The sequence below is a fragment of the Streptomyces sp. NPDC001351 genome, from assembly GCF_042896045.1.
Taxonomy (GTDB): domain Bacteria; phylum Actinomycetota; class Actinomycetes; order Streptomycetales; family Streptomycetaceae; genus Streptomyces.
In genome coordinates this window covers 114,749-136,786 of the sequence record NZ_JBIAWS010000016.1, presented here as the reverse complement: position 1 = coordinate 136,786, position 22,038 = coordinate 114,749, and the positions used below count along the sequence as shown (strand labels likewise).

At 71.6% G+C, this 22,038-nt stretch carries 14 protein-coding genes; 6 read left to right on the top strand and 8 right to left on the bottom strand.

Annotated elements, in window-relative coordinates:
- Positions 1-133: 133 nt before the first annotated feature.
- Positions 134-2,284 (bottom strand): N-6 DNA methylase, encoded by a 2,151-nt coding sequence (locus ACFY1U_RS41610; protein WP_390699240.1) that lies wholly within the window; start codon positions 2,282-2,284, stop codon positions 134-136.
- 209 nt (positions 2,285-2,493) lie between these two features.
- Between ACFY1U_RS41610 and ACFY1U_RS41605 the strand changes: the two genes are divergently transcribed.
- Positions 2,494-3,168 carry a hypothetical protein gene (locus ACFY1U_RS41605; RefSeq protein WP_390699239.1) on the top strand — a complete coding sequence of 225 codons (675 nt, stop codon included), beginning with the start codon at positions 2,494-2,496 and terminating at the stop codon, positions 3,166-3,168.
- A 240-nt stretch (positions 3,169-3,408) separates the two neighbouring features.
- The gene (locus ACFY1U_RS41600; protein WP_390699238.1) at positions 3,409-4,134 is read left to right on the top strand and encodes a hypothetical protein; all 726 of its coding nucleotides are present in this window, start codon (positions 3,409-3,411) and stop codon (positions 4,132-4,134) included.
- 22 nt (positions 4,135-4,156) lie between these two features.
- Here ACFY1U_RS41600 and ACFY1U_RS41595 read toward each other — a convergent pair whose 3' ends face one another.
- Complete coding sequence (locus ACFY1U_RS41595) at positions 4,157-4,867, bottom strand: HNH endonuclease family protein (protein ID WP_390699237.1); 711 nt, start codon at positions 4,865-4,867, stop codon at positions 4,157-4,159.
- A gap of 202 nt (positions 4,868-5,069) precedes the next feature.
- Between ACFY1U_RS41595 and ACFY1U_RS41590 the strand changes: the two genes are divergently transcribed.
- Positions 5,070-5,255 carry an antitoxin gene (locus ACFY1U_RS41590; RefSeq protein WP_390699236.1) on the top strand — a complete coding sequence of 62 codons (186 nt, stop codon included), beginning with the start codon at positions 5,070-5,072 and terminating at the stop codon, positions 5,253-5,255.
- A gap of 69 nt (positions 5,256-5,324) precedes the next feature.
- Here the strand turns inward: ACFY1U_RS41590 and mfd are convergent, their stop codons facing one another.
- The 3 genes from mfd to ACFY1U_RS41575 all read right to left on the bottom strand — a co-directional run bounded on the left by mfd (position 5,325) and on the right by ACFY1U_RS41575 (position 12,450).
- Positions 5,325-8,879, bottom strand: a complete 3,555-nt coding sequence (gene mfd, locus ACFY1U_RS41585) for a transcription-repair coupling factor (protein ID WP_390699235.1) — start codon at positions 8,877-8,879, stop codon at positions 5,325-5,327.
- Between the two features lie 206 nt (positions 8,880-9,085).
- Complete coding sequence (locus ACFY1U_RS41580) at positions 9,086-11,665, bottom strand: ABC transporter permease (RefSeq protein ID WP_390699234.1); 2,580 nt, start codon at positions 11,663-11,665, stop codon at positions 9,086-9,088.
- Complete coding sequence (locus ACFY1U_RS41575) at positions 11,662-12,450, bottom strand: ABC transporter ATP-binding protein (protein WP_390666293.1); 789 nt, start codon at positions 12,448-12,450, stop codon at positions 11,662-11,664. Before ACFY1U_RS41575 ends, ACFY1U_RS41580 begins: the two co-directional genes overlap by 4 nt.
- 436 nt (positions 12,451-12,886) lie before the next feature.
- Between ACFY1U_RS41575 and ACFY1U_RS41570 the strand changes: the two genes are divergently transcribed.
- The 3 genes from ACFY1U_RS41570 to ACFY1U_RS41560 all read left to right on the top strand — a co-directional run bounded on the left by ACFY1U_RS41570 (position 12,887) and on the right by ACFY1U_RS41560 (position 16,659).
- Positions 12,887-14,386, top strand: a complete 1,500-nt coding sequence (locus ACFY1U_RS41570) for an MFS transporter (RefSeq protein ID WP_390699233.1) — start codon at positions 12,887-12,889, stop codon at positions 14,384-14,386.
- A gap of 216 nt (positions 14,387-14,602) precedes the next feature.
- Positions 14,603-15,049: a DUF485 domain-containing protein gene (locus tag ACFY1U_RS41565; RefSeq protein ID WP_390699232.1), complete on the top strand. Its 447-nt coding sequence runs from the start codon at positions 14,603-14,605 to the stop codon at positions 15,047-15,049.
- Positions 15,046-16,659: a cation acetate symporter gene (locus ACFY1U_RS41560; protein WP_390699231.1), complete on the top strand. Its 1,614-nt coding sequence runs from the start codon at positions 15,046-15,048 to the stop codon at positions 16,657-16,659. Before ACFY1U_RS41565 ends, ACFY1U_RS41560 begins: the two co-directional genes overlap by 4 nt.
- An 82-nt stretch (positions 16,660-16,741) precedes the next feature.
- On the opposite strand, the gene ACFY1U_RS41555 is transcribed toward ACFY1U_RS41560, so the two are convergent.
- From ACFY1U_RS41555 to ACFY1U_RS41545, 3 genes are all read right to left on the bottom strand, one after another.
- Positions 16,742-17,629: a cellulose-binding protein gene (locus ACFY1U_RS41555; RefSeq protein WP_390699230.1), complete on the bottom strand. Its 888-nt coding sequence runs from the start codon at positions 17,627-17,629 to the stop codon at positions 16,742-16,744.
- 206 nt (positions 17,630-17,835) lie between these two features.
- Positions 17,836-20,901, bottom strand: a complete 3,066-nt coding sequence (locus ACFY1U_RS41550) for an SUKH-4 family immunity protein (RefSeq protein WP_390699357.1) — start codon at positions 20,899-20,901, stop codon at positions 17,836-17,838.
- An 8-nt stretch (positions 20,902-20,909) separates the two neighbouring features.
- The gene (locus ACFY1U_RS41545) at positions 20,910-21,908 is read right to left on the bottom strand and encodes an SMI1/KNR4 family protein (RefSeq protein ID WP_390699229.1); all 999 of its coding nucleotides are present in this window, start codon (positions 21,906-21,908) and stop codon (positions 20,910-20,912) included.
- Between the last annotated feature and the right edge of the window lie 130 nt (positions 21,909-22,038).

Below are 22,038 nucleotides of genomic sequence, written 5' to 3'. Positions count from 1 at the left end.
CTGTTGGCCTGACGGGGACGAACGTGAGTACCGGCACCAGTACTGAGTCCGAGCGTATAGGCCGACAAGGACAACGCGTCCCGGGTTGTACCGAACCGTTGTCAGGCTGGTCACGTCCCCGGCCGGGAACGTGTCAGTCCGGTGCGACCGTCCCGTCCGTCAGCCCGTCGTACATCCCGCGCACGAGTTGCTCTCCGAGGCGGCCCGCGTGGCGCAGGGCGCGCTCGAAGTCGTCGAGGGCGCGGAAGCGTTCGCCGTAGCGCCGCTGTTCGTCCAGGGGGAGGCGGGGCAGTTGGAGGCGGCGTACGTCGAGGCGGGTGGCCGTGGAGGCGTAGCTGCTGGCCTGGCGGTTGTTGGCGGTGCCGCGCAGGAAGCCGGCGAGGAACCAGGGGTCGAGCGCGGCGGGATCGGGGCGCAGGAGGACGAGGTTGCGCCCCAGGGCGGCGCCCGCGGTCGCGTCGTCGATCACGCGCGCCACCGAGCCGCCGCCGAGCACCGGCACGACGACGTCCCCCGGCTGCGTCAGCACGGCGTCCTCGTCGCTCTCGGGCAGGGCACCGGAGGGGGCGGTCTGGGCGAAGACGTCGTGGTCGGTGAGGACGGGCACGCGCGCGTGGCCGCCGTTTCCGCCGGTGCGCAGCACCAGGGCGCCCCCGCGGGCGAGTTCGCCGACGGTGGTGAACGGCCAGCGGGGCGCGGGCTGCGCGTGGTCCGCGGGCGGCGGGGTGAGCTCGGCGGTCAGCCGCAGGGTCTCGCCGAGGCGTTCGCGTACGGCGGTGAGCGCGCCGGCGCCGTCGGCCGCGGCGGGGGGCGGCAGATGGCGGGCCGGGGCGAGGTCGACGTCGTCGTCGAGGAGGTCGATGACGGGGAGGGAGCGGGCCAGGCCCGGGCGTTCGTCGAGCGTGCCGGCGCGGTCGAAGGCGCCCCAGGCGTCGAGCACGGCCTCGCGCACGGCCCGCCAGTCGGGGCCGCCGCGTCCCTCGGTGGCGTACTGCCCGGTGTCGGCGAGCAGCACCTCGGGCTGCGCGGGCGCCTTGTCGGGGCGGCGCAGCACCCACAGGTGGAGCGGGATGTTGTACGGGGGTGCCGCGCCGAGGGGCAGGGCGACGACGGCGCGCAGTGCGCCGCGGCGCAGCAGGTCGGCGCGGATACGGCGGCCGGAGCGGCGGGAGGCGGCGGCGGGCGGCATGAGCAGGACGGCGGTGCCGCCGTCGCGCAGGCGGGCGAGGGCGTGCTGGGCCCAGGCCAGCTCGGATTCGTTGCGGGCCGGGAAGCCGTACTCCCAGCGGGGGTCGTAGGCGAGTTCGTCGTGGCCCCAGTTGCGTTCGTTGAACGGCGGGTGGCACAGGACGGCGTCGGCGCGCAACTCGGGGTAGGCGTCGGCGCGCAGCGTGTCGCCCGCGGCGCCGCGCACGGTCGCCGGCGTGTGCAGGGCGAGGCGCAGGGCGGTGAGCGCGGCGAGGTCGGGGGCGCTGTCCTGGGCGTAGAGCTCCTGGTCGGGTCCGGGGGTGACGGCGCGCAGAAGGGCGCCGGTGCCGCAGGCGGGGTCGAGGAGGGTACGGGCCGGGCCTGCCAGGTCGGCCATGAGTTCGGCGAGTTCGGCGGGGGTGAGGGTGTACTGGCGGGGATTGGCGTCGAGGTGGCGTCCGAGCAGGAACTCGAAGGTCTGGCGGGCGCCTGACGCGGCGGCGAGTTCGGCGACACCGCGCAGGAGGGGGGCGGAGGGGAGGAGTTGGGGGCCGGAGGGGGCTTGCACGGCGGGCGGTGGGGGGGTGTGGGCGGAGGCGGGGGCGTTCACAGCCAGCGGGGAGTTCACAGGAAGCGGGGCGTTCACACCCGGTGCCGTACCTCCGCCCGGTCCGCTGTGAACACCACGCCCTCGGACCGCCGCGCCGAAACGCGGCACCAGGACGTCCTCCAGCGCCCCCGTCAACATCGCCGCCAGCCGCTCGTCCGACCCCGAGCTCGCCTCCAGCCAGACCGTCGGCCGGTCATGGATGAGCAGCAGGGCGCAGCCGGCGTGGGTCAACGCCGTGACGGGGCCCTCGGGATGTCCGGCGAGCTGCTGCCAGACGCGTTCACGCAGCGGCACCTCGGCGAGTTTGCCCTGTTTGCGCAGCCAGGCCTCGATCTCGGCGAGCGCGAAGGACGGGCTCGTCTCGGTGCCGCCGACGGGCTTGGGGAAGTCGGGGTGGCGGCGGCGCCAGTTGCTGACGGCGGCGCGGCCGACGCCGGCCAGCCGCGCGATCCCGGCGGCGGTCACCTCTGTCGCGTTGTCCTGCACCCGCCGACTCCCCTCGTTGTCGCAGTGTGACGCCGAGCATACCGACGCACGCAAGATCCATGCATTCACGGCCGTGTACACGCCCGACTCCGTGAATCGTGTTGACTCGGTTCACAGCGTCTGCTCTTATTGACCCAGCGAACACCGTGAACGGCAGCAGCCGGACAACGGCAGTCGCCACATCCGAACGTCCGAGGGGGGACATCGTCATGGGCATGAAGGGCAAGCTCGCGCTGGGCGCCGTCGTGGGGGTCGTGGTCATCGGCGTCGTATCGGCGAACGCAGGTAACAAGGGAACCGGCTCCGCCTCCGACTCCGGCAAGAACTCCTCGGCCTCCGCGCGGCACGGCTCCGGAAGCGGGAAGGCGCAGGCCGCCGAGAAGAAGGCCGCGTTCGCGGGTGACGGCGACTTCCGGGTCGGCTCGGACGTCAAGCCCGGCACCTACCGCACCACCGGCAACTCCGACGGCATGTGTTACTGGGAGCGCGCCAAGGACGCCAAGGGCGAGACGGACTCGATCCTGGCCAACGACAACGTGAGCGGCACCAGTTACGTCACCGTCAAGGCCACGGACAAGCTCTTCAAGTCGAACGGCTGCAAGGACTGGCAGGCCGTCGACACCAAGGCGAAGGGCTCGCCCGCCGCCAGGATGGCCGGTGACGGCGGGATGTTCAGAGTCGGCTCGGACATCGCCCCCGGCACCTACAGGTCCACCGGCAACAAGGACGACTCCTGCTACTGGGAGCGGACCAAGGACGCCGACCACTCGCTCCACTCGATCATCGCGAACAACAACGTGACCGGTACCGCCGTCGTCACCATCAGCCCGGGCGACGCCTACTTCAAGACCACCGGCTGCGGTGACTGGAAGAAGGCGGCCTGACCCCGCCCCTCCCGTGACCGCCGGGGCGCGGCCGGGCACCCGGCACGGCGCCGGCTCCCCGGCCCCCACCTGCGGTTCGGCCACCCCGCCCGCACGCCTACCATGACCGCTCGCCGCTCACCGAGCCGGTTCCACCGGCTTCCACGGGGCGGCCCCACTCCCCACGCCCCGGGCCGCCTCCGGCCCTTGCACGGCATGCCGTGCGCTCCCCCGTCAACACCACCCTTTTGAAGGACTGTCATGCGTCTCTCGCCTCGTGTCGCCACCCTGCTCGCCGTCGCGGCACTCCCCTTGGCCCTCACCGCCTGCTCGTCCGGTTCCTCCTCCGACCAGGGGGGCGCGACCTCCTCCGGCAAGGCGGCCGCGGCCAAGGCGAAGGACCCCAACGCCTCTCTGCCCACCGGTACGCAGCTGAAGAAGGTGCTGGCGCCCGCCTCGGCCTTCCCCGCCGGGCTCACCATCGAGGCCGACGGCTCCTCGGACACCGGTGGCACCTTCCTCCCGCCGTCGGCCCGAAAGAGCGCGAAGCCGGACTGCTCCAGGCTGGAGGCCACGTCCTGGATCCAGGTGAGCGGCTACAAGGGGGGCGTGTCGTTCGCGCAGAACGACTACGCGAGCAAGGACAAGACGCAGGAGGTCGCCCAGGAGGTCGACACCTTCCAGGGCGCCACGGCCACTGCGGTGATGAAGGCCCTGCAGTCCGTCGCCACCGAGTGCGCCACGTTCACGGACACCGACGCGCACGCCAAGGTGAAGGTCACCGGCAAGTCCACGTCCGGGCTCGGGGACGAGGCCTACACGATGACGCTGACGAGCGGCACCTGGGAGAACGGCACCACGCTGATCGCGGCCCGGTCCGGCAACTCGGTGGTCACCGTGCTGTCCACGGCGGGCGGCGACAACGGCGCCGCGTCCGCGAAGAAGGTGACGACGACGGTCCTCGCGGCGCTGAAGAAGCAGGCGTAGCCGGGCCCCCGGCCCGTTCCCGTCAGCCGGCGCTGAACCGGGCCGGCGCCTCGGTCGGGTTGCCGCCGGAGGGGAGTTTCTGCCCCGGGCAGGTCCTGAGGACCTTCTCCATGGCGGCCTTCTCGGCGGCGGTCACCCACAGCCCGTACTTCTTCTTCACCGCGACCTGGGCGGCGACATAGGTGCACCGGTAGGCCTTCGGCGGCACCCAGGTCGCGGTGTCGCCGTCGCCCTTGGACCGGTTGGCGCTCGCGCCGACGGCGAGGAGGTTGAGCGGGTCGTTGGCGAGGGCTATTCGCTTGCGTGCGTCCCAGTACTTGGCGCCCTTCTGCCAGGCGTCGGAGAGGGCGACCAGGTGGTCGATGTCGACGAGGCTGCGGCCGCGCCGGTAGGTCACCTTCTGGCCGGAGTACGGGTCCGACTCCAGGACGCCGTACGACACCTTGCACTTGCCGTCGCTGAACTTCACGTCGGCCAGGTCCCGTTTGAGGATGTCGTCACGGGTGTCGCAGCTGTTGGAGTCGGTGTCCGCCCAGGCGGCGCCGAACCTGTCCCGGGCGTAACCCGTCTTCGGCGCGCGCCCCTTCACGGTCAGCGACTCGGCGGCCGTCAGGGCCGCGCCCCCGCCGCCGGTCTCCTGCGGTCCGCCGGATCCCGTCTTGGTCTCCGCCTTGCATCCCGCCACGGCGAACACCAGCACCATGGCCGCCGCCCCGCCCCTCAGACGCCTCATCGTGCGTTCTCCCCTTGCCGCGCCATCCGCCCCCGCACAGGCGGTCTTCTCTCGTACGAATTTCCCGTACGACTGTCCGCACACCGTAGCGAGAGGGCGCACGGAGGCACTCACGAGGTCCAGACCAAAATCGGCTCAAGTGGGCATGGGGCACATATGGGCCGTATTGTCGTTGCTGACTCACCTCGGGAAGGAGCTCTGGATGGGCATCTTCGACAGGTTCAAGAGCAACCGCCAGGCGCAGGACAAGGCAAGGGACATGTCCGACGCCGCGGAGCGGAAGGTCAACGAGAGAACGGGCAACAAGTACGAGACCCAGGTCGACGACGCCCAGCAGCGCATCGAGGGGCAGCTCGGCATGGATCGCGACAGGCCCGAACAGCCTTAGGGCCACAGAGCAGCCGTCCGCGGAGTCCGCCTCCCGCGGACGGCTTCGTCGTCCGTCTGCCGTCCGGCTCTACGACCCCAGGACCGACGCCAGGAACTCGCCCACCCAGCCCAGCAACTCCCGCCCGACGAGGGGCTTTCCGCCCACCTTCGCCGTCTTCGGGCGCGGTACCAGCACCTGGTGGGTGGCCGGCTTGATGACGGTCCCCGGGTACAGGCGCTTCAGCCTGAGCTCCTGGGACTCCCTCAACTCCACCGGTGCGAAACGGATGTTGTTGCCCTGCAGGACGATCTCACCGACCGAGCAGGCGCGGGCGAGCATCCGCAGGCCCGCCACCAGCAGCAGGTTCTCCACCGGTTCGGGCAACTTGCCGTAGCGGTCGACGAGTTCCTCCCGTACGGACTTGATGTCCTCCTCCGTGTTGGCAGAGGCGATGGCGCGGTAGGCCTGCAGGCGCAGGCGCTCGCCGGGGGCGTAGTCGTGCGGGACGTGCGCGTCGACGGGGAGCTCGATCTTGACCTCCAGCGGCGGCTCCTCCTCCACCCCGCCCTCCAGGGAGGCCCGGTAGTCCGCGACGGCCTCGCCGACCATGCGGACGTACAGGTCGAAGCCGACGCCCGCGATGTGGCCGGACTGTTCGCCGCCGAGGAGGTTGCCGGCTCCTCGGATCTCCAGGTCCTTCATGGCGACGTACATGCCCGCGCCCATCTCGGTGTGCTGGGCGATCGTCGCGAGGCGCTCGTGGGCGGTCTCCGTCAGGGGCTTCTCCGGCGGGTACAGGAAGTACGCGTATCCGCGCTCGCGGCCGCGGCCCACCCGGCCGCGCAGCTGGTGCAGCTGGGAGAGGCCGAAGTTGTCGCCGCGCTCCACGATCAGGGTGTTGGCGTTGGAGATGTCGATGCCGGACTCGACGATCGTGGTCGAGACGAGGACGTCGTACTTCTTCTCCCAGAAGTCCACGACGACCTGTTCGAGGGTCGACTCGGACATCTGGCCGTGGGCGGTCGCGATCCGCGCCTCGGGGACGATCTCACGCAGCCGGGAGGCGGCCCGGTCGATGGACTCCACCCGGTTGTGGATGTAGAAGACCTGGCCCTCGCGCAGGAGTTCGCGGCGGATCGCGGCGCCGATCTGCTTCTCCTCGTACGGACCGACGAAGGTCAGGACCGGGTGGCGCTCCTCCGGGGGTGTCGTGATCGTCGACATCTCGCGGATGCCGGTCACGGCCATCTCCAGGGTCCTGGGGATGGGGGTCGCGGACATCGTCAGGACGTCGACGTTGGCGCGCAGCTTCTTCAGCTGTTCCTTGTGCTCGACGCCGAAGCGCTGCTCCTCGTCGACGATGACCAGGCCGAGGTCCTTGAACTTGGTCTCCGAGGAGAACAGCCGGTGGGTGCCGATGACGACGTCCACCGAGCCCTCCCGCAGGCCCTCCAGGACGGCCTTCGCCTCGGTGTCGGTCTGGAAGCGGCTGAGCGCCCGTACGTTGACGGGGAACTGGGAGTAGCGCTCGGAGAACGTCCCGAAGTGCTGCTGCACGAGAAGGGTCGTGGGGACGAGGACCGCGACCTGCTTGCCGTCCTGTACGGCCTTGAAGGCGGCCCGGACCGCGATCTCCGTCTTGCCGTAGCCGACGTCGCCGCAGATCAGGCGGTCCATGGGGACCGACTTCTCCATGTCCTCCTTGACCTCGGCGATGGTGGTGAGCTGGTCGGGCGTCTCCGCGTACGGGAAGGCGTCCTCCAGCTCGCGCTGCCAGGGGGTGTCCGGGCCGAAGGTGTGGCCGGGGGCGGCCATGCGCGCGCTGTACAGCCTGATGAGGTCGGCCGCGATCTCCTTGACGGCCTTCTTCGCGCGTGCCTTGGTCTTCGTCCAGTCGGCGCCGCCCAGGCGGTGCAGGGTGGGCGCCTCCCCGCCGACGTACTTGGTGATCTGCTCCAGCTGGTCGGTGGGGATGTAGAGGCGGTCGCCGGGCTGGCCGCGCTTGGCGGGGGCGTACTCGACGACCAGGTACTCGCGGGTCGCGCCCTGCACGGTCCGCTGCACCATCTCGATGTAGCGGCCCACGCCGTGCTGCTCGTGGACGATGTAGTCGCCCGCCTCCAGGGTGAGCGGGTCGATGGTCTTGCGGCGGCGGGCCGGCATCCGGGCGCCGTCCTTGCCGGCCGCCTTCTGGCCGGACAGGTCGGTCTCGGTGAGGACGGCGAGCCTGAGCGCCGGGTCGACGAAGCCGTAGTCGATCGAGCCGCACGCGACGTGCACGACGGACGGGGAGATCGCCCCGAGTTCCACGTCGAGGCGGGCCGCGATGCCCTCGCCGCCGAGCACCTCGACCGTGCGGGCCGCCGGTCCGTGGGCTTCGGTGACGAACACCGTGCGCCAGCCCTCGGCGAGCCAGCCCTTGGTGTCGGCGAGGGCCTTGGCGGTGTCGCCGCGGTAGGTCTCGGGGGCGTGCATGCCGAGCTTGAGGGTGTCGCCCGCCGCGTCAGCGGCATATGTCAGCGTGAGGTCCTCGTCCGCCGCGAAGGGCGAGACCGACCACCACATCATGTCCAGCTCGCGGGCCCGGTCGCGCACGTCCGCGATGGACCAGAGCGAGGCCGCGCCGACGTCGATGGGGGCCTCGCCGCCGCCCGCCGTGGCCGCCCAGGACGCCTGCAGGAACTCCTGGCTGGTGGCGACCAGATCGGCGGCACGCGTGCGGACCCGCTCCGGATCGCATACGACGGCCATGGCGCCCTTGGGCAGGACGTCGAGCAGCAGCTCCATGTCGTCGACGAGGACGGGGGCGAGGGACTCCATGCCCTCGACCGCGATGCCTTCGGCGATCCTGCCGAGCAGTTCGCCCAGCTCCGGATGCTGTTCGGCGAGGGTGCGCGCACGTGCGCGTACGTCGTCCGTGAGCAGGAGTTCACGGCAGGGCGGCGCCCACAGGCCGTGCTCGGCGACTTCGAGGGAGCGCTGGTCGGCGACCTTGAAGTAGCGGATCTCCTCGACGTCGTCGCCCCAGAACTCCACGCGCAGGGGGTGTTCCTCGGTGGGCGGGAAGACGTCCAGGATGCCGCCTCGTACGGCGAACTCGCCGCGCTTCTCGACGAGCTCCACGCGCGCGTACGCGGCGGCCGCGAGGGCCTCCACGACCTCGTTCAGGTCGGCGGTCTGCCCGGTCCGCAGTGCGACCGGTTCCAGGTCTCCGAGGCCTTTGACCTGCGGCTGCAGCACGGACCGTACCGGCGCCACGACGACGGAGACCGGGCCGGTCTCGGGGTCGTCGGGGCGGGGGTGGGCCAGGCGGCGCAGGACGGCGAGGCGGCGGCCGACGGTGTCGCTGCGGGGGCTCAGCCGCTCGTGCGGGAGCGTCTCCCAGGAGGGGTAGTCCACGACGCCGTCCGCCGGCAGCAGCGAGCGCAGGGCGGCGGCCAGGTCCTCCGCCTCACGTCCGGTCGCCGTCACCGCGAGGACGGGGCGGCCGGTCTCGCGGGCGAGGGCGGCGATCGCGAAGGGGCGGGCGGCGGGGGGGCCGACGAGGTCGATGTGCATGCGGTTGCCGTCTGTGGCCGCCTTGACGGCTTCTGCGAGGGCGGTGTCCTTGACGACGGCGTCGAGCAGACCGTGCAGGCTCATTCGGGGCGGCTTTCGTCCGGGGGGCGGGCAACGCGAAGGGCCCGACGCGCGCGGCGGGCCGGGGGTTTTCCAGGGTACGTCGCCGGTGGCGCGAGTGCCGGTGGCTTCCCGGTCCGCAAAACTGCCCGGCACCGGTGAGTCCCCCAGGACTCCCGGTGCCGGGCGCTCCCCCGCAACCCCCGTGTGCGGTGGCTGTGTACCGATCGCTAGTCGGTGGCGATCGCGTTCAGGACGTTCATGCGGCCCGCCCGGAAGGCCGGGATCAGGGCGGCGAACAGGCCCACGAAGGCCGAGCCGAGGAAGACCGCGATCAGGGTGGACCACGGGATCTCGAGGACCTTCAGGCCCTCCAGGGCGAGCAGTTGCTGGGCCGTCGCACCCCAGCCCATGCCCAGGCCGAGGCCCAGCAGGGCGCCGAACAGGGCGATCACCACGGACTCCATGCGGATCATCCGGCGCAGCTGCCGCCGCGACAGACCGATCGCCCGCATCAGGCCGATCTCCCTGGTCCGCTCGACCACCGACAGCGCCAGGGTGTTCACGACACCGAGGATCGCGACGATGATCGCGAGGGCCAGCAGGCCGTAGATCATGTTCAGCAGCTGGCCGATCTGGTCCTTCAGCGCCTGCTTGTAGTCGGTCTGGTCGCGCACCTTGTACTGCGGGTAGTCGTGCAGCGCGGACTTCAGCGACTTGTACGCGGTGTCCTGCTGCCCGTCCTTGGCGGTGGCGAAGACCAGCTGGTCCAGGGGCATCTTGTCGGCGGGGACGTACTTCGCCAGCGTCGAGATCGACGTGTACATCGCCCCCTGGTCGATGACGACGTCACTGCTGGTGATCGCGCGGACCGTGAGGTCGGCCGCGGAGCCGTCCTTGAAGGCGACCTTGATCTTCGAGCCCAGGTGGACCCCGTGCGCCTTGGCGAACTTCTCGTGCACGGACATCGAGTCCGGCAGGTAGGCGTCCTTGAGGTTCCCGGCGACCGTCTTGGTGCGCAGGTCGGTCGCGTACGTCGGGTCGGCCGCCGTGATGGCCGTGTCGTCGAGCGTCTTGCCGTCGGGGGTGGTGAAGTCCGCCTGGTTGCGCCTGTATTCGGTGACCCGCGCAAGGCCCGGGGTGTCCTTCACGGCCTTGACCGCCTGCGGTGTGACCAGCTGGCCGCTGTCGGACTGGATGATGAAGTCCGTGCCGACGGTCTTGTCGAGCTGGTCGGTCGCGGAGGCGACCATGGAGGAGCCGACCACCGAGAGGCAGGCGACCAGGGCGAGGCCGATCATCAGGGCGGCGCCCGTGGCGCCGGTGCGGCGCGGGTTGCGCAACGCGTTGCGTTCGGCCATCCGTCCGACCGGTCCGAAGGCCCGCAGCAGTACGGCGCCCAGGACGCGGACCACGCCGCCCGCGAGGAGCGGGCCGATGACGACGAACCCGATGAGCGAGAGCACGACGCCGAGGCCCAGCCACAGCGAGCCGTCCTTCGCCTTGTCGACGTTCGCGGCCAGGTAGAGGCCGTAGCCGCCGGCGCCGGTGAGGACCAGGCCCACCAGGGCCCGGATGCGGCCCGCCTTGGCGTCGGCGGGGGCGCCGGCGTCGCGCAGTGCGGCCATCGGGGAGACCTTGCCGGCCCGGCGGGCGGGCAGGTAGGCGGCGAGGACGGTGACGACGACGCCGAGCAGGAGACCGACCACCGGGGTCGTCCAGGCGACCGTCAGATCGGCGGTCGACAGGTGCATGCCCAGCTGGCCCATGAGCTTCATCAGGCCGACCGCGAGGCCGACGCCCGCGCCGACGCCGAGGACGGACCCGAAGGCACCCAGCAGCAGCGCCTCGGCCAGCACGGACCGGTTGACCTGCTTGCGGCTGGACCCGATGGCCCGCATCAGGCCGATCTCGCGGGTCCGCTGGGCGACCAGCATCGAGAAGGTGTTGATGATCAGGAAGATGCCGACGAGGAAGGCGATCCCGGCGAAGCCGAGCATCGCGTACTTCATGACGTTCATGAAGCTCTCGACGTTCTTCTGGTTGGCGTCGGCGGTCTCCTTGGCGGTCTGCACCTTGTAGGTGGTGCCGAGCGCGGAGACGACGTTCTTCTTCAGCTGCGGGTCGGTCACCCCGGGCGCGGCCGTGACGTTGACGTTGGTGAAGACGCCGGTCTTCCCGACGAGGGTCTGCTGTGCGGTCTTCGTGTCGAGGTAGAAGATCGCCGCACCGGGGTTGGTGACCTGGAAGTCGGCGATGCCGGAGATCTTCGCGCCGTGCGTGCCGACCGCGCTGATCACGCCGAGTTCGTCACCGAGCCCCAGGTGGTGCTTGTCGGCGGTGTCGCGGTCCACCATCACCTGGTCGGGGCCCTTGGGCGCCGTACCGGAGGTGATCTTCATGGTGCGGGCGTCGTTGCCGTTCCAGCTGCCGACGATGGTCGGGCCGCCGCCGGACGGCGACAGGCTGTCCTTCTTGGCGTCGACGACGGTCACGGAGGTGGAGAAGACGGTGCCTTCCGCCGACTTCACGCCCTGCGCCCCGCGGACCTTGGCGACCACGGAGGCCGGCATGACCGGCGGCCGACCGTTGTCGGAGGTCGTCTCGCCGCTGTCCGAGGCGCCCTTGGCGCTCACCGTCACATCGGACGACGTCGCCTGGAACAGCTTGTCGAAGGTGGTGTTCATGGTGTCGGTGAAGACCAGCGTCCCGCAGACGAAGGCCACCGACAGCAGCACGGCGATCGCCGACAGGGCCATCCGCCCCTTGTGCGCGAAGAAGTTGCGCATCGAAGTCTTCAGCACGGTCATGACGTGCGCCCCCGGGCGTCGAAGTCCTTCATACGGTCGAGGACGGCGTCCGCGGTCGGCTTGTACATCTCGTCGACGATCCGGCCGTCGGCGAGATACAGCACCCGGTCCGCGTACGAGGCCGCCACCGGGTCGTGCGTGACCATCACGATGGTCTGCCCGAGTTCGTCGACCGACCTGCGCAGGAAGCCCAACACCTCCGCTCCGGCACGGGAGTCGAGGTTTCCGGTCGGCTCGTCACCGAAGATGATCTCGGGCCGCGCGGCCAGCGCGCGGGCCACGGCGACGCGCTGCTGCTGACCGCCGGAGAGCTGGGTGGGCCGGTGCTTGAGCCGGTCGCTCAGCCCGACGGTGTCGACGACCCGCGCCAGCCACTGCTTGTCGGGCTTGCGCCCGGCGATGTCCATGGGCAGCGTGATGTTCTCGATGGCATTGAGCGTCGGCAGCAGGTTGAACGCCTGGAAGATGAACCCGATCCGGTCCCGGCGCAGCTGCGTGAGCTTCTTGTCCTTGAGCCCGGTGATCTCGGTCTCGTCGAGGTAGATCTGCCCCGAGGACACGGTGTCGAGCCCGGCCAGACAGTGCATGAGCGTGGACTTGCCGGAGCCCGAGGGGCCCATGATCGCGGTGAACTGCCCGCGGGCGATGTCGACGTCCACGTGGTCGAGGGCGACGACACGGGTCTCGCCGGACCCGTACGCCTTCACGACCTGCCGCGCCCGCGCGGCTACGGCCGTACGCCCTCCAGTGCCCCCGTGCCTGGGAATGGTCACGGCCGAAGTCATGGTAAATCTCCTATGTCGGTTGTGAAGTTGACGCACGAGTGCTGCGTCGGACCGGTCCTGCCGGATGTGCTGTGCTGGTTACGCGATGAGTCTGGCCTCGCAGAGGGGTCCGGCGCGCTGGTGCCCGGCACCCTCTTGCAGCTGGGGAAAACCCCACCCCCGCCGGTTCGGTCAACCACCCCTCACCGGCGCCCCAGCGACGTAAAACCAGGTTAAGGACGCCCTCGGCCGCTCTCCTCCTCCGGCGGTACGAACCCTCCCCGGGCCGTAGTACGGAGGAACCCCTAGGGGCAGTCCACCGACGGGTGGAGACGTTCTCGGGGTTGTGGTCCACCCTCCGGCGCAGTCAGGTTCCACCCTCCCGTCGCGTCAGGGTCAAGTGGGAAGCTGTTCGGCGGCGGATAGATGCAAGGGGAATGCAACGGGAAGGAATCCTGTGGACCAGGGGGAGGCCGGGATACGGGCGGCCGCGACGGAGCGGACGCAGGACACGCGCAGACGCGGCGCCGTCGTCGCCGCGCTCATGCTGGCCATGGCGCTCGCCGCTCTCGACGCCACGATCGTCTCGACCGCCGTCCCGCAGATCGTCGGCGACCTGGGCGGTTTCTCGGTCTTCTCCTGGCTGTTCTCCGGCTATCTGCTCGCGGTGACGGTGACGCTCCCGGTGTACGGCAAGCTGTCGGACACCTTCGGCCGCAAGCCGGTCCTGATAGCGGGCGCCTCGGTGTTCCTGGCCGGTTCGCTGCTGTGCGCGGCGGCCTGGAGCATGGGGGCGCTGATCGCGTTCCGCATCCTCCAGGGCCTGGGCGGCGGAGCCCTCCAGGGCACGGTGCAGACGCTCGCCGCCGACCTCTACCCGCTCGAGGAACGCCCGAAGATCCAGTCCAAGCTGTCCACGGTGTGGGCGGTGTCGGCGGTGGCCGGTCCGGGCGTGGGCGGCGTCCTGGCCGCCTACGCCGACTGGCGCTGGATCTTCCTGGTCAACCTCCCCATCGGCGCGGTGGCGTTGTGGCTGATCGTCCGCCATCTGCACGAGCCCCAGCGGAAGCCGGCCGAGCGTCCCCGTATCGACTGGGCGGGCGCGCTGGCGGTGTTCGCGTGCGGGGGCGTCCTGCTGACGGCCCTGGTGCAGGGCGGGGTGGCCTGGCCCTGGCTGTCGGGGCCGTCAATGGCCCTGTTCGGTACGGGGCTTGCGCTGGCCGCGGTGGTGGTCCTGGTCGAACGCAGGGCGGCCGAGCCGATCATCCCGGGATGGGTGTGGCGGCGCCGTACGATCGCCGCCGTCAATCTGGCGCTGGGCGCGCTGGGTCTGGTGATGGTGGCGCCGTCGGTGTTCCTGCCGACGTACGCGCAGGCGGTCCTGGGCCTGGCCCCCGCGGCCGCCGGATTCGTGCTGACCGTGTGGACGTTGACCTGGTCGTCGTCGGCCGCGCTCAGCCAGCACGTGTACCGGCGGATCGGCTTCCGCAACACCGCGATGCTGGGCATCGGCATCGGCGCGCTGATCCTCCTGGCGTTCCCGTTCCTGCCCTACCCGGGCGCCGCATGGCAGCCGACGCTGCTGATGCTGTGCCTGGGCGCCGCGCTGGGCCTGTTCCAGTTGCCGCTGATCGTGGGCGTGCAGTCGACGGTGGGCTGGGCGGAGCGGGGCACGACGACGGCGTCCGTGCTGTTCTGCCGTCAGACCGGCCAGACGGTCGGCGCATCGGTGTTCGGGGCGGTGGCCAACGCGGTGCTGGCCGCGCGGCTGGGCGGGGCGAGCGACCTGGACTCGATGACGCGGGGCCTGGACGCGGGGGCGGTCCCGGAGGCGACCCGGCGGGCGATAGCGGACGCGGTGCACGCGGTGTATCTGGGCGCGGGGTGCGCGGCCGCCGCGGCCTTCCTGGTGCTGCTGTTCCTGGCCCCCCGCCGCTTCCCGGTACTCAAGGACTGACGGTCCCGCAGCAGGGCATCCACCGCGCCCCCGGCCGTAAAAGTCCGAGTTAACGCGGGTAACACCGCAGGTCAGCGTAGTAAGCGCATACCGACCGGCCAGTTTGGTGAAAACCGCGCGCGACCGAAAACCGGCGAGTAGCGTGCGTGGCTCCGCACCGCCCCCCATCTCCCTGCGGTCCCCGCACAGGACCCGAGCCACGCAAGGAGCACCGGGATGTCCTACGACCGGTCCCCGTCGTACCCGTACCGCCATGCACCCGAGAACACGTCCCTGCCGTACGAGGCCACCTACCCGTGGATGCCGCCCACCCCGCCGCCCGAACCGGCCAGACGGCGACGGCCGCCCGAGGCGCCTCTCGGCCACCACAGCGATCTGCGGATCCTGCGCAGTGCGTACCGCTGGCAGCGGCGCACCGCCACCCTCACCGCGCTCGGCTACTTCACGCTGTTCCTGATCCTGTCGGCGTTCGCCCCGTCGTTCATGACGACCACCGTCACCGACGGACTGCCCACCGGGCTGCTGCTCGCCCTGCTCCAGATACCCGTCACCTGGCTGGCGATCGCACTGTACGAGCACACGGCCCGCCGCTACGTCGACCCGATCGCGGAGCGCATCCGCAAGCAGGCCGAACTGGACGCCAAGCGGGAGGCGGCACGATGACCACCGGGTTCAGCGGAAACGCCCAGGCCATGTCCCTCGTCGCCTTCTCCACCGTCGCCGCGATCACCCTGCTGCTGTGCGTGATGACCGGCCCGGACGGCGACGACCTCGACGAGTTCTACACCGGCTACGGCTCCCTCTCCCCCATGCGCAACGGCCTCGCCATCGCCGGCGACTACATCTCCGCGGCGAGCGTGCTCGGCACGGGCGGCGTGATCGCCCTGTGCGGCTACGACGGGATCGCACTCGCCCTGAGCACCGCGCTGTCGCTGATGCTGCTGATGTTCCTGCTGGCCGAACCCCTGCGCAACGCAGGCCAGTTCACCATGGGGGACGCGCTGGCCCGCCGTATGCCGGGCCGCGGAGTGCGTATGACCGCCTGCGCGGTCACCATCGCCGCGCTGCTGCCGCTGATGCTGGTCCAACTGGCGGGCACCGGCCAGCTGCTGGCGTTCATCCTGGGCTTCTCCGGCGACTCGCTGAAGACCGGCTGCATCATCGGGCTCGGCGCCCTGATGATCAGCTACGCGGCGATCGGCGGCATGAAGGGCACCGCCCTCATCCAGATCCTGAAGATCGTGATGCTGCTCGGCTCGGGCGCCGTGGTCGCCCTGCTGGTGCTGCAGCGCTTCGACTGGGACCCGGGAGCGCTGTTCAACGCCGCGGCCGCGCAGAGCGGGGTCGGTCCCGCCTTCCTGCACTCCGGCGTCGAGTTCGCGGGCAGCTCCAACCCCCGCCTGGACATGATCACTTCGGAGCTCACCGTCGTCCTCGGCGGCGCCTGTCTGCCGCACGTCACCATGCGCATGTACACCGCGCGCAGCGCCCGCCAGGTGCGGCGCTCGATGTCGTGGGCGGTGTCCTCGGTGGTGGTGTTCGTGCTCATCATGACGGTCGTCGGGTTCGGCGCGACGGCCCTGATCGGCCGGGCGGTGATCGCACAGGCCGACCCGCGGGGCAACACGGCCTATCTGCTCGGCTCTCGGGCGGCCTTCGGTGCGACCGTGTCGACGTCGGAGACGTTCCTGTTCACCACGGTCACCACGGCGATCTTCCTGACCCTGCTCGCCTCGGTCGCAGGGATGATCCTCGCCTGCGCGAACTCCCTCGCCCACGACGTCTTCGCCGCCCGGGTGCAGGAGATGTCGGGGCGCCGCGAGATGCTGCTGGCCCGGGTCTCGGCCCTCGCGGTGGGCGTCCCGGCGATCCTGCTGGCCACCCTGGTCCAGCACCGCAGCCTGCAGCCCCTGGTGACCCTGTCCTTCTGTCTGGGCGCCTCCGCGATCGCCCCCGCCCTGGTGTACAGCCTCTTCTGGCGCCGCTACACCCGCACGGGCCTGCTGTGCACGCTGATCGGCGGCACGCTCGCGGTCCTGCTGATCATGCCGGGCACCAACCTGGTCTCCGGCTCCCCCGCATCCGCCTTCCCCGGCGCCGACTTCAACTGGTTCCCGTTCACGACCACCGGCCTGGTGACGATCCCCCTGGGCTTCGCCTTCGGCTGGCTCGGCACGGTGGCCTCCGGCCGGCGGGCGTCGGAGGAACAGCGGCGCCAGTACGAGGCCGTCGAGGGGTGGATCCTGGCAGGGGCGGTACGCAGAAGCGGGTGACGGCCCCGGCACGCGGGGGGGGCGCCGACGGTGGTCGGCGGGACGGAGGCGCGGCCGACGCCGGGCGCCCCCGTCCCGCCCGTCACTCCCCCGACGCCGAACCCGTCAACGCCGTAAGACTGCTGCGCACGTTGTCCATCTGCACCTGCATCTCGTCCGACCGCTCGCTGTGCTGCTGCAGCACCTGCTCCGTCTCCCGGGCGATCTGCTCCTCCTGCCGCCGCGCCGCCGCGAGGATCTCCGCGGCCCGCGCGTTCGCCTCCTCCTGGCAGCGGTGGGCGTACTCCTCCGCCTCCATGAACTCCCGCCTCGCCTCGGTCAGCTCGGCCTCCGCCCGGGCCATCCGCCCGGCCTCCCGCGCATCGATCACCGCCGCACGCTCGGCCTCGGCCCGCTCCACCTCGTCCCACCGCTCGGCGAACTCCTGGGCCTGCTCGGCGAGTTTCACGGTGGCGCGCTGCCGTGCCTCCCTGAGCAGGGCCAGCACCTCGCCCCGGCCCTCCTTCAGGGCCTGCCGGGCGCCGATGCGGATCTCGTCGGCCTCTGCCCGCGCCGCCAGCAGCCGCTGACCGGCGTGTTCCTCGGCCTCGGCGAGTACCGCCTCGGCGTGCGCCTGAGCGGCGTCCAGCACACTGCTCGCGTGCGCCTGAGCGGCCTCCACCAGGCGCTGCGCCTCCTGCCGGGCGCGCTCTCCCACGGCCGCTGCTTCCTCCTGCACATGCCGGAAGAGGTCCCGGGCGCCCTCCCCGAGCGCCTCGTACGTCTGGGGGGTCAGCTGCGACACGGTTTCCCGCAGCAGCGCCGCCTCCGCCTCCATGTCCTTGGCGAGGACGGTGAGCCGGGCCGCCCGCTCCCAGGCGGCGTCCCGGTCCAGGGAGAGCGCCTCGGCGAACACTTCGACCTGTTCAGGGCAGTAGCCGCGCCCCCGAACGGCCCCGAAGCCATGGGGCGAGATCGGTGTGCTGCTCATCCTGGAACCCCTCTCCGCCGAACTCTCCGCCGTACGGGCGCGCAATGATGATTTCGCGCACATCTTGATATATCGGGCAGAAGTGTTCATAACGCGACACTCCGAAGGCGTATCGCGATCGCGTACGAACGCGAAAGGGCCGGGCCGGTCAGAACGACCGGCCCGGCCCCGCATCGAGCAGCCCCGGGTTCCTCAGCGGTGGAGCGTCACAGCAACCCGTCCCACATCTGTTCCAGCAGCACCGACCACCAGCTCTCCGGCGAACCGAGCGCCGCCGGGTCGAGGGAGGCCAGCTGGGCCTGGAAGTCGACGGTCCAGCGGCCCGCCTGCTCCTGGTTCAGCCCGAACCTGAGCCGCCACATCCGGCCCAGCAGCGCCAGACACCGCTGGAACTCGGGCAGCCCCGTGTTCACGAACTGCGGCGGCACGGGCGCACCACCGGGCCCGGCCTCCACCGGTACGGCCACGATGTTCGCGGTGCCGTACTGCACACACACCGCCCGGCCGAAGTCGCTGCCCATGACGAGATACGAGCCCGCGTCCGGGGCCGGCTGCACACCGCGCTCCTGCGCGAGTTCGGCGAGCGTCGGCACCGGCCGCCCCGGCTGGGCCTGCGCCCAGAAGAACGGCCCCATGTCCGTCGGCAGCCCCGCCGCCACCAGCGAGTGCGCCACGACCGGCGGCACACCCTGCCGGGACACGGCGGCCTGCTCGAACCGGAACACACCCGGCCCGAACGCACCCGCCAGCTCCTGCCCCACCGCCTCCGGCGGAATCGGCGCCGCCGCCTGCACCGGCGGCAACGGCGCCCGCACCGGCGCAGGACGAGCCGGCCCGTCCGCCACCTGGTGCAACTCGCCCTGGTGCGCCAGCAGTTGCCGCATGCCCTGCTGCCGGCTCGCGTGATCCGTCCCGTACGGCGCGATGGACGTGATCCGCGCCTGCGGCCACTGCTCCCGGATCATCCGCGCACAGTACGCACCCGGCAGCTCGCACGACTCCAGCTCCGTGTGCAGCTCCAGCACCTGGTCCGGCGGCACGTTCATACCGCGCAGCTCATGGAAGATCTGCCACTCCGGATGCGGCACACCCGGCGCCGACCGCCGAATCAACTGCTGCTCGGACCCGTCCTGCGCCCGGTACCGAAGCACCGCCTGGTAACCGGGCCCCACAGTGGGCTGCCCCTGCGGCTGCGGGTAACCGTATGCGGGGGGCTGCGGGCCACCGGGCTGCACGGACGGCTGCGGGACGCCGGGCGCACCGGGCTGCACACCGGGCGCCGGCGGCGGGGGCGCACCGGGCGCGCCCACAGGGGGCCCGGCCAGCACGGTCTCCGCATGGTGTACGGCACCTCGACCACCGGCGGGACCGCCGGGAGCACCGGGGGTTCCGGGAGCGCCCGGAGCGCCCGGAGGCGGCGGGGTGCCAGGGGCCGCGGGTGCCCCCGGAGCTCCTGGCGGCTGCGGGAAGCCAGGGGCCCCCGGAGCGCCGGGCGGCTGCGGGAAGCCGGGAGCGCCGGGGCCAACCGGAGGCTGCGGGGCACCAGGACCGCCCGAAGCACCGGGACCCCCCGGAGGCTGCGGCGCGCCAGAGCCACCCGGAGCAGCATCGAAAGGCTGAGGACCACTGGGGCCAGCCGGAGCACCGGGAGGCGGCGGGAAGCCAGGACCACCCGGAACACCGGGACCCCCCGGAGACTGCGGGGCGCCAGAAGCACCCGGAGCACCAGGAGGCTGAGAACCACCAGGGCCGCCCGGAGCACCAGGAGGCGGCGGGAAGCCGGGACCACCCGGAGCACCGGAAGGCTGAGGACCGCCCGGGCCTCCGGGCGCGCCGGCGGCACCCGGCGGCTGCGGAACACCAGGTGCGCCAGGCGCCCCCGGAGCCGCGGGAGGCTGGGGCGGGGCACTCATGCCGGGAGCACCCGGGGCAAAGGGAGCGCCGGGCGCGCTCGGTGCACCCGGAGCACCGGGAAAGGCCTGCGCGCCGGGAGTACCCGGAGCACCCGGAGGCTGCGGCGGACCGGGTGGCTGCGGCGCACCCGCTCCCGGAACACCAGGCGCCCCCGGAGGCTGCGGCGCACCCGGTCCCATCCGGCCGGGGTCGGCGAACATCGTGGCGGCTTGGTGGACGTTGGCCGGAGGCGGGCCACCGGGCGCGTTGGGCGCGCCGGGCGGGTGGGGAGCACCCGGAGGAGCCGGCGCGTTCGGGCCCGGCGGAGTGGGCGCAACCCCCTCAGGCCCGTCGGGACCGAGCGCCGACACCAGCTGCGTCGGAACGTACCCGCCCGCACCGGGCCCCGGCGGAGGCGGCGGCGCGCTGCCCGGCCGCGCACCCGGCGTTCCCGGAGCGCTCGGCGGAGGCGGCGTGGACGAACCCCGGCGCGGCGAAGGAGCCGCCTTGCTCGTCGCGGCGTCGGCGATGTCCCCGGCGTTCGGCGCGAGCGGCCGCCCTGGGGCACCCGGCGCCTGCGGGTAGCCGTAAGAGGGCCCAGGCGGAGCCCCGGCACCCTGCGCCTGCGGATAGCCGTACGACGGAGGGGCCGGCGGCGGAGGCGGCGCCCCCGCACCCTGCGGATATCCGTACCCCGGAGGCGGCGCAGGCGTACCACCCGGAGCCCCCGGCTCAGCCTGTGCCCTCTCCTCCGTCGTCCGCGGAAGCCGGCTGCCGCCCGCCATCAGCGCCGTCTCGGCGTCCGGCGGGGTCTCCTCGCCCGCATCGTTCAGCGGCGGCGCGAACACGGTCGCGGGCAGCGGCACGGAAAGGTCCTCGCCGCCGCCGTTGGTGTCCGTCCCCGCCCAGGGAGTCGGCCCCGCCGGCGCGTCACCACCCGCCCCGGCCTCCGGCCACCCCGCACCCTCACCCGCCGAAGCAGCCGCGCCACCCCGCCGATCCGCCATCCCCAGCTTGTCCGCCGCCTCCTGCAACCACTCCGGCGGACTCAAAAGGAACGACGTCTGATTCAGATCCACCCGCGCCGAAGCCGCCGGCGCCGGCTCCACGGCCTCGTCCCGCCGGCCGTACTCCTCCTCGTACCGGCGAATCACCTCACCCACCGGCAGCGACGGCCACAGCGTCGCCTCACCGCTGTCCCGGGCGATCACCAGCCGCTGCAGACCCCCGTCCGAACGCGGCCCCTCCGCCCGGTCCTCGGCCCACACCACGAACCCAAGACCGAACTCCCGCACCCGCACCTCACGATGCTGATACGCCGGCACATCCCCGTTGATCCACTCCTCGGCGCGCTCCTGCGCCTGCGCGAAGGTCACCATCGCAACGCTCACTCCCCCACCGAAGAGACGGAAGAGACCGGAACGGAATGCGCGAACCCGCCGTCCACCATCAGATTCGCCACCGTCTCCAACTCCGGCGGATTGCCCGCAAGCCGCGACAAGAACGCGTCGAAGTCCTCACCGCACGGCAGCAACAACCGCTCCACCCGCTCCGCCGGCGCCCACGAAGGATCCACGTCCCGCGCGTCGTCATACGCACAGAACCACACCGAACCGGGCCGCTCGCCCTTCACCTTCAACGCCAGCAGACCGCCCTGCACAAACCCAACACCCAAGTAGTCCTTGGTCAGATGGTCACGCAGACACTTGTTGACGTAGACCAGATCATTGACCGCCGCCTCGTCCCGCACCGTGAAGAACGGCTGGTCGACCAACAGCCCCAACTCGGCATCCAGCGCCGCACCCACCGGCGCACACCCACCCGCAGCCTTCAGAAACGAACGGTACGCACCCGGCAGCCGATACCCGAGGTCCTCCTCGACCCCCTGCACCTGCGACTCCGTCACCGCCACACCCGACTTCGGCAACCCGAAATGCGCCGGCCGCGTCTCCTGCAACGGCCGCGTCCCCCGCTTGCCCTGATCCACCGCCGCCGTCGCGATCCCACCGTGATGCCGCAGCAACGCCTTCACCTCGACCGGCACCAACTCCAGCCGCCGCGAACCCACCACGTGATGCCACGTCCAGCCATGCGGCGTCGCCACCGCCGGCACCGTGTCCCACAGTTCATGACCGGAGGCCGCAAGCGCCGCATTCGCCGAGACGTAGTCCGTCAGCCGCAACTCGTCGACACCGAAACCCTCCGGCGGCTCCGCGATCTCCGCAGCAGCACGCGCATAGGGCGAGAAGTCGGGGTAACCGCGCTCATCCACACGTACCCCTCTCGGGTGACGTGCCGCCCGGACCGGATCCGGGAAATGCACGACCTGCCCGGCATAGGCCGCGTTCGGCGGCGCGGCTTGCTGCCCGAGCCGACCTGTCGTCATGGCGGTTGCCCCCTGCGGCGTTCGTTACGGACCGCGATGACCGCCACCGGCCAACCCGCCCCGTATCTCCTGTACAACCCTCTCCACACGTCGGCCGCGTGGATCGCGGTGCCGACAGCCTATGCGGTAC